At 64.8% G+C, this 15,110-nt stretch carries 15 protein-coding genes; 1 reads left to right on the top strand and 14 read right to left on the bottom strand.

The annotated features are described in order from the left end of the window. Window positions 1-70: 70 nt before the first annotated feature. On the bottom strand, window positions 71-961 hold the full coding sequence (gene rpsB / locus RFA01S_RS14100) for a 30S ribosomal protein S2 (protein ID WP_032370791.1): 891 nt from the start codon (window positions 959-961) through the stop codon (window positions 71-73). A gap of 342 nt (window positions 962-1,303) precedes the next feature. Here rpsB and RFA01S_RS14105 point away from each other — a divergent pair, with 342 nt between their 5' ends. Then, entirely contained in the window at window positions 1,304-1,804 is a 501-nt protein-coding gene (locus RFA01S_RS14105) for a M23 family metallopeptidase (RefSeq protein ID WP_081371335.1), read from the top strand. A 3-nt stretch (window positions 1,805-1,807) separates the two neighbouring features. Here RFA01S_RS14105 and RFA01S_RS14110 read toward each other — a convergent pair whose 3' ends face one another. The 13 genes from RFA01S_RS14110 to RFA01S_RS14170 all read right to left on the bottom strand — a co-directional run bounded on the left by RFA01S_RS14110 (window position 1,808) and on the right by RFA01S_RS14170 (window position 15,045). Further along, window positions 1,808-3,154 carry a MinD/ParA family ATP-binding protein gene (locus RFA01S_RS14110; protein ID WP_371829102.1) on the bottom strand — a complete coding sequence of 449 codons (1,347 nt, stop codon included), beginning with the start codon at window positions 3,152-3,154 and terminating at the stop codon, window positions 1,808-1,810. 69 nt (window positions 3,155-3,223) lie between these two features. After that, a complete protein-coding gene (locus tag RFA01S_RS14115) occupies window positions 3,224-4,150 on the bottom strand; it encodes a tyrosine recombinase XerC (protein ID WP_027496700.1) in 927 nt (308 codons plus the stop codon). A 69-nt stretch (window positions 4,151-4,219) separates the two neighbouring features. Then, complete coding sequence (locus RFA01S_RS14120; protein ID WP_032407052.1) at window positions 4,220-5,002, bottom strand: siderophore-interacting protein; 783 nt, start codon at window positions 5,000-5,002, stop codon at window positions 4,220-4,222. Between the two features lie 98 nt (window positions 5,003-5,100). Next, window positions 5,101-6,222 carry a DNA-processing protein DprA gene (gene dprA / locus RFA01S_RS14125; RefSeq protein ID WP_027496698.1) on the bottom strand — a complete coding sequence of 374 codons (1,122 nt, stop codon included), beginning with the start codon at window positions 6,220-6,222 and terminating at the stop codon, window positions 5,101-5,103. Continuing rightward, window positions 6,219-7,724, bottom strand: a complete 1,506-nt coding sequence (locus RFA01S_RS14130; protein ID WP_032366404.1) for a YifB family Mg chelatase-like AAA ATPase — start codon at window positions 7,722-7,724, stop codon at window positions 6,219-6,221. The genes dprA and RFA01S_RS14130 overlap by 4 nt, the downstream gene beginning before the upstream one ends. Further along, window positions 7,724-8,080 carry a YraN family protein gene (locus RFA01S_RS14135; protein ID WP_027496696.1) on the bottom strand — a complete coding sequence of 119 codons (357 nt, stop codon included), beginning with the start codon at window positions 8,078-8,080 and terminating at the stop codon, window positions 7,724-7,726. Before RFA01S_RS14135 ends, RFA01S_RS14130 begins: the two co-directional genes overlap by 1 nt. A gap of 351 nt (window positions 8,081-8,431) precedes the next feature. After that, window positions 8,432-8,776, bottom strand: coding sequence for a histone-like nucleoid-structuring protein Lsr2 (locus RFA01S_RS14140; RefSeq protein WP_027496695.1), 345 nt, complete (start codon window positions 8,774-8,776; stop codon window positions 8,432-8,434). Window positions 8,777-9,173: 397 nt separating this feature from the next. Further along, a complete protein-coding gene (locus RFA01S_RS14145; RefSeq protein WP_008717288.1) occupies window positions 9,174-9,479 on the bottom strand; it encodes a DUF2469 domain-containing protein in 306 nt (101 codons plus the stop codon). Between the two features lie 37 nt (window positions 9,480-9,516). Further along, a complete protein-coding gene (locus tag RFA01S_RS14150) occupies window positions 9,517-10,278 on the bottom strand; it encodes a ribonuclease HII (RefSeq protein WP_072692096.1) in 762 nt (253 codons plus the stop codon). Beyond that, on the bottom strand, window positions 10,275-11,066 hold the full coding sequence (gene lepB, locus RFA01S_RS14155) for a signal peptidase I (protein WP_027496693.1): 792 nt from the start codon (window positions 11,064-11,066) through the stop codon (window positions 10,275-10,277). Before lepB ends, RFA01S_RS14150 begins: the two co-directional genes overlap by 4 nt. Window positions 11,067-11,250: 184 nt before the next feature. Then, a complete protein-coding gene (gene rplS, locus RFA01S_RS14160) occupies window positions 11,251-11,592 on the bottom strand; it encodes a 50S ribosomal protein L19 (protein WP_027496692.1) in 342 nt (113 codons plus the stop codon). Between the two features lie 133 nt (window positions 11,593-11,725). Next, window positions 11,726-12,589 (bottom strand): hypothetical protein, encoded by an 864-nt coding sequence (locus RFA01S_RS14165; RefSeq protein ID WP_370878684.1) that lies wholly within the window; start codon window positions 12,587-12,589, stop codon window positions 11,726-11,728. A 107-nt stretch (window positions 12,590-12,696) separates the two neighbouring features. Next, window positions 12,697-15,045: a Tex family protein gene (locus RFA01S_RS14170; protein WP_032387225.1), complete on the bottom strand. Its 2,349-nt coding sequence runs from the start codon at window positions 15,043-15,045 to the stop codon at window positions 12,697-12,699. Window positions 15,046-15,110: the final 65 nt, after the last annotated feature.

Below are 15,110 nucleotides of genomic sequence, written 5' to 3' on the forward strand. Positions count from 1 at the left end.
ACCGATCACAACCCTGACATACCGAAGCGGCCCCGGCCCACCCCTGAGGGTGAACCGGGACCGAATTCGATCAAGCCTGAGCGGCCGGTGCTTCTTCTGCTGCCGGTGCTTCTTCTGCTGCCGGTGCGTCGGCGGCCGGCGCATCGGCTGCGGGAGCCTCTGCTGCCGGAGCGTCAGCGGCCGGGGACGTCTGTGCGAGCTGCTCGAGCTCCCACTCTGCGAGCGGCTCGCCTGCGCCGACCTCGGGCTTGGCGTCGGTTGCGGTGTTCTGGCCTGCACGGGCCTGCACACCTTCGGCCACTGCGGATGCGACGACCTTGGTCAGCAGCGCAGCGGAACGGATCGCGTCGTCATTACCCGGGATCGGGTAGTCGACCACGTCGGGATCGCAGTTGGTGTCCAGGATCGCGATGACCGGGATCTTCAGCTTGCGCGCTTCGCCGACGGCGATGTGCTCCTTGTTGGTGTCGACGATCCAGATGGCCGACGGAACCTTGGCCATGTCGCGGATGCCGCCGAGGGTGCGATCGAGCTTGGTCATCTCACGCGTGAGCATGAGGATTTCCTTCTTGGTGCGTCCCTCGAAGCCACCGGTCTGCTCCATTGCCTCGAGCTCCTTGAGGCGGACCAGGCGCTTGTGCACGGTCTGGAAGTTGGTGAGCATGCCACCGAGCCAGCGCTGGTTCACGTAGGGCATGCCCACGCGAGTTGCCTCAGCGGCGATGGACTCCTGTGCCTGCTTCTTGGTGCCGACGAACAGAACGGTGCCGCCGTGGGCGACCGTCTCCTTGACGAACTCGTAGGCCTTGTCGATGAAGGTCAGAGTCTGCTGCAAGTCGATGATGTAGATGCCGTTGCGGTCGGTGAAGATGAATCGCTTCATCTTCGGGTTCCAGCGACGGGTCTGGTGTCCGAAGTGTGTGCCGCTGTCGAGCAGCTGCTTCATTGTTACTACAGCCATGGCTGAATAACTCTCTTTCATGGTTCGGTTGACGCAGAGTGTCGGTGACCTCTGCCCTGGCGACCGCCGAAGTTGTCGGACCTGAACCACAGGGGGATCAGGACCGCCGACAACCGGTTCTCGTATCGTGAACTCTGCCGAGGCAGTCGATACGATGACGCGGACGCGCGAAGTCGACCCGTGCACGCACAGGCCGCAACAAGGAGTGTAGACCTGCGGCGGCCCCCGTCATAACCAGGCCCGACTGTCAAGAGATTCCGGTGCCTGTGGACGAATCTTTCGGTTGTCCACAATTCGTGCCGGGCCTCGTTTTCCAGCACATTCACAGGCCATCGTCGACGAGTGAACACTCTTCGTACCGGGTGCATCGCCTGCGTTCTTGCCGCGATCGTGCTGACCACGCCGGCCGCGGCAGCCGAATCGGACTCGTTCGCGTGGCCGATTCGGCCGCACCCTCGCGTCGTGACACCGTTCGACCGCCCGGAACACGATTGGCTCCCCGGCCATCGCGGGGTCGACCTCGCCGCGGCGGACGGCACCTCGGTTCTGGCCGTCGCCGACGGCACGGTCGTGTTCGCAGGCCTCGTGGCCGGTAAGCCGGTGGTGTCGGTGGACCATCCGGGCGGACTTCGATCGACGTACGAACCCGTGACGGCGGCGGTCCGGGCCGGAGCACGAGTACGACGCGGCGACATCCTGGGTTCGCTGACGTCGGGACACGACGGCTGCACGGCGACATGCCTGCACTGGGGCATCAAGCGGGGCCGCGAATACCTCGATCCGACGGCCCTGGTGCGTGCCCGTCCGATCAGATTGAAACCCGTGCAGGAGCCGGTTCGGTGACGGTCAGCGCGCAGGGCCGGAGTGACGACCGGACGCGGCAGGAAAGTCGTCCGCGACCATGGCGGCAAGCTCGACGAAAGCGCTCCTGGTCTGGGGACGCAGCTTCTCGAGATCGACCACGGCCCCCTCGGCGAGGTGCTCGTCGAACGGAACCACCAGCACCGCGCGGCAGCGTTCCAGGAAGTGCTGCTGCAACAAGTTCATGTCGACCGCGGACGAACCAGGTCGGACCGAACTGATCACCACGACCGTGCGCTCGACCAGATGGCCGTATCCGTGCAGTTCCAGCCAGTCCAGAGTCGCGGCTGCACTGCGTGCCCCGTCGACGGCCGGCGAACTGACCAGAACCAGCGCATTGGCCAGCTGCAGCACCCCGTTCATCGCCGAGTGCATGATGCCGGTTCCGCAGTCGGTGAGGATCAGGTTGTAATAGACCTGCAGCATGTCGATGACCGCGCGATAGTCCTCTTCGCCGAACATCTCCGACGCCGAGGGATCCCGCTCACCGGCCAACACTTCCAGTCGGCTCGGTGCCTGCGAGGTATGAGCGCGAATGTCGGAATACCGGCGAATGTTCGGGGCTGCGGCCAACAAGTCGCGAACAGTCGACGCGGTCTGACGCGGTACCCGCTCTCCGAGTGTCCCGAAATCCGGGTTCGCGTCGACCGCGATGACGCAATCTCCGCGCAGCGACGCGAACGTCGACCCCAGACCCAGAGTGGTCGTCGTCTTGCCGACCCCGCCCTTGAGCGACAGGAACGCGATGCGGTAGTCCCCCAGCACCGGCTGGCGTATGCGATCGACCTGGTTGCGGTAGCGCTCCTCGGCCGTCGACTCGCCGGGGTTGATGACGCCACCGGTCAACCGGTGCACACCGCGACGCCACCCCGACGACGAGGTGCGCTTGGGTCGTTTCAGCAGCGATTCGGCACCCAGGTCCTGACTGCTCGGACGATACGGATTCGGGGCACCTGCCCACGGCTGCGCGGACCAGGGTGCCTGCTGGGCCGGCTGGGCCTGCGACCGATCGTCCCCGACGGGCGGAACGGGCGGCATCTGTGCCTCGGGATAGGCGGCCGGCGGGCCCGGTCGAAGCGGCACGGGCGGGTTGTACCGCGGGGGCACGGGAGGTCGCTGCACAGAATCGGGCGTCTGCCACGGCGGGGGCTGCCGGGGCGTAGAGCGCGGAGTGGACATCGGTTCCGACGGTGCGGATCCGGCGGCATTGTCACCCCGGCCGTCGACTGCACTGCCGTCGACTGCACTGCCGGGTCGTGCCCCGTTCACCGGCGCACTGTGGCCATGCGTCGACCACGGCTCCGATTTACCTTGCGGTCGGTCGCGGTCCACGGTCCCCCGTATTCGGTGTAGTCGATCCTGGGCAGACGCTACCAAACGATGCGCCGCCCAGCTCGACGCTCATGCTCTGGGATGCGCCTGATCGTGCACCGCCCGCAACCGTTCGACGGATACGTGAGTGTAGATCTGCGTCGTGGCAAGAGATGCATGTCCGAGCAGTTCTTGCACCACCCGGAGATCGGCACCTCCTTCCAGCAGATGCGTGGCTGCTGTATGGCGCAGGCCGTGCGGTCCCAGGCTGGGGCCGCCGGGGACTGTCTCCAGCACAGCATGCACCGCCGACCTGGCCTGTCGCTGGTCGAGTCGTCCACCCCGACGCCCGAGCAACAGGGCCGGTCCGGATCGATCGACGGCCAGGGCAGGCCTGCCGTCGGTGAGCCAGGCGTCGAGTGCCTGCGCGGCCGGCAGACCGTACGGTGCCGACCGTTCCTTGTTGCCCTTGCCCACCACCCGAACGACTCGTCGATCGGTGTCCACGTCGTCGACATCGAGACCGCACAGCTCCCCCACGCGGACCCCGGTCGCATACAACAGTTCGACGACGAGTCGATCGCGCAGCGCTATGGGATCGAGTTCGGCGGCACCCGACTCGGCAGCGTCCAGCGCTCGCGTCGCTTGATCGTGACGCAGCACTCCGGGCAGGGTGCGGTGACCCGACGGGGACGCGAGACGCTGCGCGGGACCGACCTTCACAGCCCCGACCCGTTCGAGCCACGCCCCGAACGTTCGCACCGACGAGGTGCGCCTGGCCATCGATGTCCGGGCCGCGCCGGCCGCCGAGTACCCCGCCAACCACGAGCGCACGACACGCAGATCCAGATCGGCGATCGTCGCGCCCGGTGAGGACGCGGCCAGGTGCGCCAGTAACGAACGCGCGTCGGCAACGTAGGCCCGGATGGTGTGCTCCGACCGTTCCCGTCCGAGGCGCAGGTGTTCGGCGAACTCCTCGACGTGCACCTCCAGGTGCGGCGGCAGCGAATCGGTCATCGGCTCAGCTTGGGCGCTGACGTCTCGCTCGACAACCGGACACGCCGTCGGGTGGACGTCGGTGCGCGATCAGGCGTCGACTCCCGCCTCCGCCTGTGCCAGCTCACGCTTCCAGGCTCGGAAGGTTTCCTCGGTCCGCCCCCGACGCCAGTAACCCGAGATCGACGCCCACTCGGCCCCGACCCCACGTTCCTTGCGAATGTACGGACGGAGGTTGTGCATGACGGCCTGCGCCTCACCGTGGACGAACACCTGCGCTTGCCCGGGTAACCATTCGGTGTTCTTGACGGCCTCGATCAGCGGTGCGTTGTCTCCGGCCCGGTCGTCGCCGATCTCGTTCGACGACGCGCCCCGGTGCACCCAGGTGACGTCGACGACTGCGAGAGTCTCCATGTAGATCTCGTCGTGACGACCGCCGACCTCGATGAACACCTTGGCGATGGCGTCTTCCGGGAGGGCCTCGACCGCAGCCGAGATGGCCGGGATAGCCGATTCGTCGCCTGCGAACAGGTGCCAATCGGCGTCGGGGCGAGGCGCGTATGCCCCCGACGGCCCGAAGAACGACATCTCGTCGCCCGGCTTCGCGCGTGTGGCCCACGGTCCGGCGACGCCCTCGTCGCCGTGCACCACGAAGTCGATGGCGATTTCCCGCGCGTCGGTGTCGACGGATCGAACGGTGTAGGTCCGCATGATCGGTTCGTCCTCGGTTCCGAAGAACAGCTTGACGTACGCATCGGTCTTATCGATGGCGTCGAACTCCTCGAAGCCTGGACCACCCAGATACACCCGGTGCATGTGCGGGGTCAGCGCTTCCGTGCGCACTACGGTCAACGTGGTTTTCTTACGCGGCACTACAGACCCCTCTTCGAGCGAACGACGCCGATGCTCACTGCACCGACTAAGCATTACCTAACACTCTACCTTCACCGGGCCTCGGTAGGGCCGTCACCTCAGCCGCGCACCACCCGGGCCCACCCGGTCTCGTCGTTGCTCACGAAGCCGTCCATCTCCATCACCGGTAGCGCGGCGCGGACCTTCGACAACGGAACTCCGGAACTCTCCGACAGTTCACGGGTGGACAACGCTCCCGTGGCCGGCAGCGCGTCGTAGATCAACAGTGCGGTCTCGGACAGCGCATCGATTTCCCGGAACAGATCGGGACGGGGTTCCTCCGGCGAGCCGAGCGCCCCGGCCTCGGCCACCACATCGTGCGAGCTCGACACCAGAACGGCCTCACCCTCACGAATCATGCGATGGCATCCCTTCGACGTCGGAGAAGTGACCGGCCCCGGCACCGCAAGAACGGGGCGCCCCAGTTTCGCCGCCCACGCCGCGGTGTTGCGCGCCCCGCTCCGCCATCCCGCCTCGACGACCACCACCGCCGAACCGAGAGCCGCCACCAGTCGGTTGCGCGCCAGGAACCGGTGCTTGGCCGGAGTGGTTCCGGGCGCGTATTCACTGAGAACGACACCGCTCGAGGCGATCTGACGCAACAGGCGGGAGTGGCCCGCCGGGTATGCCCGGTCGACGCCGCAGGCGAGCACCGCCATCGTCGTCCCCTCGACTCCGAGTGCCGCGCGATGCGCTGCCGCATCGATACCGAAGGCAGCACCCGACACGACGGTCCAGCCGTCCAGCGCCAGATCGGCGGAGATCTCGGCAGTGACGTGGTCGCCGTACGGACTCGACGCTCGGGTTCCGACTATCGACACCGATCGTTCGGTGTCTGCTCCGACAGACCGGTTTCCCAACGCCCACAGTGCGATCGGCGGCGATGTGTCGACACCCGCGGTGAGGCCGGACCCATCGAAGCCGAGAAAACGCCACGCAGGCCACTCGTCGTCGTCAGGGGTGATCAGCCGTCCACCGAGAGCGGCCATGTGGTCCAGATCTGCTGCTGCAGTGTCGACATGAGCCCGTGCTGCCAGTCGCTCACCCAAGTGTCCGGCGCGTACGGCTGCGGCGGTGACCTCGGGGCCGTGGGCAGCGGCGTGGTCCGTCACCGTGCGATGCGGACCCTGTGCCACCCGGGACAGATACGCCCACGCCAGCCGACGTGCGTCATAGGTCATGCCACTCCCCTGTCTCGAAAATCCAGTGCGGCACCGACCTCGTCTGCACCGGGCACGGTGCCGCCGGCGAGATCGTTCAGAGTCCACGCCACCCGAATCGCACGATCCGCGCCGCGCGCGGTCAGCGATCCATTGCGCAATGCCCGCTCGATCGGTGCCAGCGTCGACCGAGCGAGCCGAAACCGTTGACGCAGTGCGGGTCCGGGCACTTCCGCATTGGTCCTCCACCCGAACTCCGACCAACGATGAGCGGCAGCATCCCTCGCTCCCGTCACGCGGGCGCGAATATCGGCCGTTCCTTCTCCGATGTCGTCGACCAGCGCCCCGGTCGCGACTCCCATCATCTGAATTCGGAGATCGACCCGGTCGAGGAGCGGTCCGGACAGTTTTCCCAAGTACTTGCGGCGAGCAGTGGGCGCGCACACGCAGTCGGCCTGCCGCGCCGGTGCGCACGGACACGGATTGGCCGCCAGGACGAGTTGGAACCTCGCCGGGTACCGGGCCACCCCGTCGCGACGCGCAATCCGAATTTCACCGTCTTCGAGTGGGGTTCGCAACGCTTCGAGTACCCGGATGCTCATCTCGGCGCATTCGTCGAGGAACAGAACTCCGCGATGCGCGCGACTGACTGCGCCCGGTTTGGCCATACCGGTACCTCCGCCGACCAACGCGCTCACCGACGTCGAATGGTGTGGCGCGATGAACGGCGGTGACGTGATCAGCGGTCGCGCGCTCGTCAGCAGCCCCGCCACCGAATGGATCGCGGTCACCTCCAGCGCCTCGGACTCGGTGAGCGGCGGGAGTATTCCCGGAAGACGTTGCGCGAGCATTGTTTTCCCGATGCCCGGTGGCCCGGTCAACATGATGTGATGCGCACCGGCCGCAGCGACCTCCAACGCCCATCGGGCATCTGCCTGACCGGCAACGTCACTGAGATCCGGGTAACTCTCCTGATGCCAGTCGGTGGGGGTGGGCGATTCCAGCGCCTGCTCACCACGAAGCCACGCAACGACATCTGCCAGGCAATCGGCACCCAACACCTCGATACCGTCCACCAGACCCGCTTCGGGCAGACACCGACTCGGCACCACCACCCGCTGCCACCCCGCCGCCTTCACCGCGAGCACTCCGGGCAGTACCCCGCGGACCGCTCGCAACCTGCCGTCCAGAGCCAACTCCCCCAGAAACACCGTCTCCGACAGGCTTCCCCGCGGAATGGCCTTGGCGGCGTCGAGGACCGACAATGCCAGCGCGAGGTCGTACACCGAGCCACCCTTGGGCAACGTCGCCGGAGACAACGCGAGAATCACTCGACTGTCCGGCCAGGTACCACCCGAATTCTTCACCGCGGCCTTGACCCGATCACGCGATTCGTTCAGCGCGGTATCGGGCAGTCCCACCAGATGGGTCCCCGGAAGACCCTGACCGATATCGGCTTCGATCTCCACCAACACTCCGTCGACGCCGTTGACCGCCACCGAATGGGCTCGTCCCAGGGGCATCAGAACGCCGCCCTGACGTGAGTGAGAACAGGGTCGTCACCGCGACCGATCACGATGGCGATCACGTCGAATCGGATGTGGACCCACGGCCCTCCGCGAAGCGAAAGCCACTGCAACGCCAATCCTCTGATCCGAGTCTGCTTGGTGTACGTCACCGCTTCCGCCGGCGTTCCGTAACCGATTCCCGAACGCGTTTTGACTTCGACGAACACCATCGTCTCGCCCTCGCGCGCAATGATGTCGAGCTCCCCCGAACGATGCCGCCAATTCCGCTCGATCACCTCCAGGCCGATGTGCTCGAGATGGCGTGCAGCAAGGTCCTCACCGCGGGCCCCGAGTTCTTGATTGGTCGGCATGTCGAATTCCTCCACTCTGCGGCCGCACAGCACGGCCGGATCCGGTCGCCATGACGGTGACACGACCGAAAGGAGGTGATTCCGAGAAAGTGCAGGTGCCGCATTGCCCTGTGGACACGCGCAATCCTGTGGAGAGAACCGTCGAATCGCAGGGCCGACACACCTGTTTTGTCGTACCTGTGTGCTTACCGGCGTTCATGCCCTGTCGATCGCCCGACAAATGGTTCGAACATGCAAAAGCTCCGTCCGGATTACTGCACGGACGGAGCTGAAGCACGGAATCGGTAATCGAATTCGATGACCGAACTACCGCTGACCGAAGACAGCGGGCATATCAAGGCTGGGAGGCGGTCAGTGCGCAGCCTCGTAGGCGGCCTGAACTTCCTGGCTGATTCGACCTCGGGCGCTGACCTCGTGGCCGTTTTCGCGAGCCCACGCTCTGATGTCCTGCAGATCGACCTTTCCTCGAGCCGGTGCAGGCGCGGCACCGGTCTTGCGGGGGCGGCGACCGGAAATCTTCTCGGCGTGCTCGATCCAGAAAGCCAGCTGCTCGTGCAGTTCGTTCGCATGCTTGAGATTCAAGTCGATGCGGTACTGGTTTCCACCGATACCGAATTCGATCGACTCCCCCTGGCCTTCTTTGATTACCGAGCCGTCGACATCGTCGATCATCTGGACAAGCGTCTTGCGTGCCATCTCGTACCTCTTACGCGTCTGGGAGAATGTGGTAATTCAAGTTCTACCACCGATTATCGGACCGAGGCAAAGACCCAACGATGTTCACATCGGCGTAGGGTCGAAAACATTCGGTACGAAAACGTGTGAATACCGGAAGCTATTTGCATCATTAAATCGAAATACTATGTGAGACAACAGAATTCGGCGTTCACATTTCGACGATTCTCCCGCGCTCGACGTAACCCGGCAACGGGCCTCTGCTCGAAACAGAACACGCGGAATTATTCGGTCGGTTGTCCAGCTTTTCGCTGATCGGTGCGCTTCGGAACACTCCACACGGGAAATCTGCCGAGCGGAACCGTCCAGGTGCGCCCGTCAGGCACCGGGCACACCTGCCGATCCGACCCGGGTAGGACTATTCGGGGAGACGCAGATCCGGTTTGTCCAGCTCTTCGATGTTGACGTCCTTGAACGTGATCACCCGCACGTGCTTGACGAAACGAGCCGGTCTGTACATGTCCCATACCCACGAGTCGGACATCCGCAATTCGAAGTAGATCTCACCGTCGGCATTGTGCGGAATGAGTTCGACGGAGTTCGCGAGATAGAAACGACGCTCGGTTTCGACGACATAGTTGAACTGTCCGACGATGTCCCGATACTCGCGGTACAGCGAGAGCTCCATCTCGGTTTCGTACTTTTCGAGATCTTCGGCACTCATCGGTCTCTTTCATCCTCCAGTCGGGCGTGAAATTCAATCATGGCGCACCGTCGTCGGTGCAGTCCATTCGCCCCAGTGCGTCGACCTCGCTACGCGAGCGACCGGCTGCCGCGGCAGCCACGTTGGCATAGGACATTCGATGCTCTCGGCTCGGGCCGAGCGTGGTCATCGCGGTCGAATGCGCACGTGTGCTGTACCCCTTGTGCACGGCGAATCCGTAACCGGGAATGTCGGTGTCCATCTGCACCATCAACCGGTCTCTGGACACCTTGGCCAGGACACTGGCCGCAGCGATGCAGGCAGCTGTGGCGTCCCCTCCGATGACGGGTAGAGACGGCACCGGAAGTCCGGGAACCCGAAAGCCGTCGGTGAGGACATACCCGGGAGTGAGGCTCAGGCCCGCCACCGCGCGGCGCATTCCCTCGATGTTCGCCACGTGTACCCCGATGCGGTCGACCTCGGCCGCGTCGACGAACACCACACTCCACGCAAGTGCCAATTTCTTGATCCGGGGAAAGAGCTCCTCCCGGCGACGCTCGGTCAGCTTCTTGGAATCGTCGAGGTCCGCGAGGGCAGTGTGCGACCGAGAGCCCAGGATGCACGCCGCGACCGTCAACGGCCCCGCGCAGGCTCCCCTGCCTGCTTCGTCGACACCCGCAACCGGACCGAGCCCGTTGCGTTCGAGTGCCGATTCCATGGTCCGCAGCCCCGCCGCCCTCCTGATGATGGGACGAGGCGGCCACGACGAGCGGCTCAGAGATGCGCGCGCACGAGGCGCGGGACGAGGACGGGCCGTCATCGACCCTGAATGTCCGGCGAGTCCAGGAGGCCGGTTCGCGATGGCGGCAACGCGGTGGCCACGGCCTTACCTATCACGTTGTCCAGCGGAACGGTGCCGGTGAACTCGTCGGTGACGTGATACCGCGAGTCTCGCGAATTGCTGCGATTGTCGCCCATGACCCAGATGTTGCCCTCGGGCACCGTTACAGGGTCGAAGCACCGGCCCGACTTCAATTCGGTCTCGCACGTCATCGTGTCCGGAACGAACGGGAAATCCATCTGTATGTACGGCTCGTCCAACGGCTTTCCGTCCACGAGCACCCGTCCCTGAGCGTCACAGCACTCGACCGTCTGACCGCCGGTGGCAATGACGCGTTTGACCAGATCGTTCTCGTCCGGAGCGACGACTCCGATCAAAGAGCCCACTTCCTGGGCCCCGCGGATGACCGAATTGTCGGAGCGCTGCGAGACGAATTCGTCGTTCCAGGAATCGGGGCCGCGGAACACGACGATATCGCCGGGCTTCGGATCGCCGAATCGATAGCCGATCTTCTCCACGACGATGCGGTCCCCGGTGCAGCCGGCGCAGCCGTGCAGTGTCGGTTCCATCGATTCGGATGGGATGAGATAGACCCGGGCGACGAACGTCTGAAGCAGAAAACTCAGCACGAGAGCTACCAGAATGAGGATGGGAAGTTCACGCCAGAAGGACCGCTGCTTGCGATCCGCACGCTTGTTCCGGGGAGACTCGTCGTCGGGCTCGTTCGTCGAACCCTGTGGGGTCGGATCCTGTGGGGACTGCGTCACCTGGACAGGTTAGCCGGAACCGTCGCCCGCGGGCCGGTCGGTCCGCGCCTGCGGCGTTTTCACCGAGCATCGCTCGTACCGGTACGTCCGAAATGTCAGGGCGGTGGCTCCAACGCACCATGCCGCGTCACCGATGTTCGGTGACGCGGCATGGTTGCTGCTCGAAGCGGTCGATACGACCGGGTCAGCGCTTTTCTTTGATCTTGGCGGCCTTGCCACGCAGATCGCGGAGGTAGTACAGCTTCGCGCGACGAACGTCGCCGCGAGTGAGGACCTCGAACTGCGCGATGTTGGGGCTGTGCACCGGGAAAGTGCGCTCCACGCCGACGCCGAACGACACCTTACGAACGGTGAACGTCTCGCGGACGCCACCGCCCTGACGTCGAATCACGACGCCCTTGAAGATCTGAATACGCTCTTTCGAGCCTTCGATAACCTTGACGTGCACGTTCAGCGTGTCGCCGGGGCGGAAATCGGGGATGTCGCTACGCAGCGACTGATTGTCGAGAAAGTCCAGGGTGTTCATCGGTTGTGCCATCCTTGCGTTCTGCGCTTGAGCAGAGGAACCGAGCGGCTCGCCACCGGGGCGGCACAACTGGTTCGTACTCCGAGTGAGGTGTGTGCCTCGCGAGAGGCAACCCGCCTATTGTGCCAGACCGTCAGGCGTTCGAGGAAATCGCCCCGACCGAGGACTGGGCCACGGTTCCGGCCTGGGGTGCAGGCACGACGGTCCGCGCGAGCTCGTCCTCGGTGGCCTCGACCGCGTGAACAATGCTGGGCTTGCCCGCGATCGCATCCTGCAGGTAGATCTTGGCCCGTATCAACGGCCTGCGCCACTTCTTCTCTCGCCGCAGCGCACGCTCCATCTTCTTCGGTCTGCTCGTGTAGCGCCACCTCGCCCAGGGTGCACTCGGCCTGCTGAGTCGGACCGCGGCCAGAATGAGGATGGGCAGAACGAACAGCCCGATCAGCCCGGTCCAGATCTTGCCCTTGAGCAGCACGACGACGCACAGACTCAGGTTGAGCAGTGCCAGCACACCGAGTGTTCCGCGAACCCAGGGATCGGGATCGGCCCGGAAATCGGCGGGGCTGAGCAGCTCCAACGGGTGAAGTCCCAGTAGCAGGAACCCGGTGAAGGCGACGGCTGCGAATACCGCATCGACGGATGTTCGGCCCTGCTCGGACCAGTAGACGTCGCGGAGATAGAAGATGAGTGCAAATTCGTCGAGCACGAGGGCAGCACCGCTGCCGAAGATCGCCGCCAGCACGGCACCGATGGTCTGCGACCCGTCCACGTACACCGCGATGAGCCCGATCCCCGCCAACAGCATCAGCACGATTCCGAACACGACATGGTGAATGTGCTGGCCGCCAGGGGTGATGTTGCCAGGCCACCACTTCACATCCGCGCGAATCATTCTGACGCTCAGGCGAATCAGCAGAAATCCCACGAGTAGGCCGAGCAGAAAGCAGAGCAACGGAAGGCGGCCGTGCTCGACGACACCGTGCTCCAACCACCTCACGCGCTCCACGTCCCTCCCGCCGCACGCCCGAAACAACGGCTATCGCCGAATCAGCCTATTCTCGTTCTTCGCCGCCGGGGTCGGCATCGACCGGGAAAGTCCGAGCGCTACTTCCCGAAGCCCGCTTTGCGCAACGCGTCGGCCATGGAACCTGCCGCAGGCGTTGCTGCTTGGCCGCCGCGTCGGTCGCGTTGCGGGCGGTTGCCCTGGCCGCCATTGCTCTGACGGCCGTTGCCCTTGCTCGAGGACGTACCGCGGGAGCGGTCACCCTGCTGCCCACGAGGTGCGTCCTTGCCACCGCTCGCACCGGGCTCGTCGTCCAACCGCAGACTCAGGCCGATGCGCTGACGTGGGATGTCGACCTCCATCACCTTGACCCGCACCACATCGCCGGATTTGACGACCTCACGCGGGTCCTTGACGAAGTTGTGCGACATCGCAGAGACGTGAACGAGTCCGTCCTGATGCACGCCGACGTCGACGAAAGCACCGAACGCCGCCACGTTGGTCACGACACCTTCGAGCGTCATCCCCGGCTTCAGGTCGGCGACCTTCTCGATACCGGCTGCGAAAGTAGCGGTCTTGAACTCCGGACGCGGATCGCGTCCAGGCTTCTCCAGCTCGGAGATGATGTCGGTGACAGTGGGCAGCCCGAATCGTTCGTCGACGAATTCCGCGGGGTCGAGGCGGCGCAGGAGTGCGGTGTTGCCCACCACCTCGCGCACGCCCACGCCCGCCTTGCCGACGATGCGGCGCACGACGGGATAGGCCTCCGGGTGCACGCTGGAGCGGTCGAGTGGATCCTCTCCCCCGGAGATGCGCAGGAACCCGGCGCACTGCTCGAAAGCCTTGGGACCCAAGCGCGGTACGTCCTTGAGGGTGCTACGGCTGGAGAACGGACCGTTCTGGTCGCGGTGCGCCACGATGCTCTCGGCGAGCGAACCGGCGATACCGGAGACCCTCGACAGCAAGGGCACCGACGCTGTGTTGACGTCGACACCCACCGCGTTCACCGCATCCTCGACCACAGCCCCGAGAGAACGGGCGAGCAGCGTTTCGGAGATGTCGTGCTGGTACTGGCCGACACCGATGGACTTGGGGTCGATCTTGACCAGCTCGGCCAACGGATCCTGCAGCCTGCGAGCGATCGAGACCGCGCCGCGGATGGAGACGTCGAGTTCGGGCAGCTCACTCGAGGCGTACGCCGACGCCGAGTAGACCGAGGCACCCGCCTCGGACACCACCACCTTGGTCAAATTCGCCGCCGGGAATTTTGCAATCAATTCTGCTGCTAAAGAATCGGTTTCGCGTGAGGCCGTACCGTTTCCGATGGCGATGAGCTCCACCTTGTGCTTGGCCGCGAGCCCGGCGAGTGTGGCCACGGCCTGGTCCCACTTGCCCTGCGGCTTGTGGGGATAGATCGTGTCGTAGTCGACGACCTTGCCGGTGGCGTCGACGATCGCCACCTTGGTTCCGGTGCGAAAGCCGGGGTCGAGTCCCATCGTGGTGCGGTTTCCGGCGGGTGCAGCCAACAGGAGGTCTTTGAGGTTGCTCGCGAACACGTCCACGGCGTCCTTCTCGGCCGACTGGCGCAGTCTCATGCGCGTATCGAGTGAGACGGTGACCAGCATCTTGGTGCGCCATGCCCAGCGAACGGTATCGAGCAGCCACTTGTCGGCCGGGCGGCCGCGATCTGCGATTCCGAACTTGGTGGCGATACGCCCCTCGTAGACACTGGGCACACCGGGAGTCGGCTCGTCCCGCTCGGGTTCGAACCCGAGGGACAGAATCTCTTCCTTCTCACCGCGTAGCGTCGCGAGGATGCGATGCGAGGGCAGGCTCGTGAACGGTTCGGAGAACTCGAAGTAGTCCGAGAATTTCGCGCCTTCCTCCTCTTTTCCCTTGCGCACGGTGGCGACCAGCTTGCCGGAGGTCCACATCAGTTCACGCAGCTCACCCACCAGGTCGGCATCCTCGGCGAAACGCTCGACGAGAATTGCTCGTGCCCCGTCGAGCTGCTCCTGATCGAACTGCGCCGGGTCGGTGGACGGATCGGTGAACAGGGCGTCTGCGACGGGTTCGTGGCCGGCCTCCCGCGCAATCTGTGCCTTCGTCCGGCGCTTGGGCTTGAACGGCAGGTAGATGTCCTCGACGCGGGCCTTGGTCTCGGCCAGCATCAGCGACTGTTCGAGCGCGTCGTCGAGTTTGCCCTGCGAACGAATCGATTCGATGACGGCATCTCGCCGCTCGTCGAGTTCTCGGAGGTATCGAAGTCGCTCGTCGAGTTGGCGCAATTGCGCGTCGTCGAGTGTGCCGGTGACCTCCTTGCGGTAGCGCGCGATGAACGGGACCGTGGACCCGCCGTCGAGGAGTTCTACAGCGGCACGAACCTGTTCTTCGCGAACATCGAGTTCTTCGGCTATGCGCTTGTTCACAGATTTCAGAGCAGTGGTCACGGCGATGGACCCTACCGCTAGTGTGGGACAGGTCGGTCAGCGGTTCTATGTGCGGGAGAGTTCTG

The organism is Rhodococcoides fascians NBRC 12155 = LMG 3623, assembly GCF_001894785.1.
Lineage (GTDB): Bacteria > Actinomycetota > Actinomycetes > Mycobacteriales > Mycobacteriaceae > Rhodococcoides > Rhodococcoides fascians.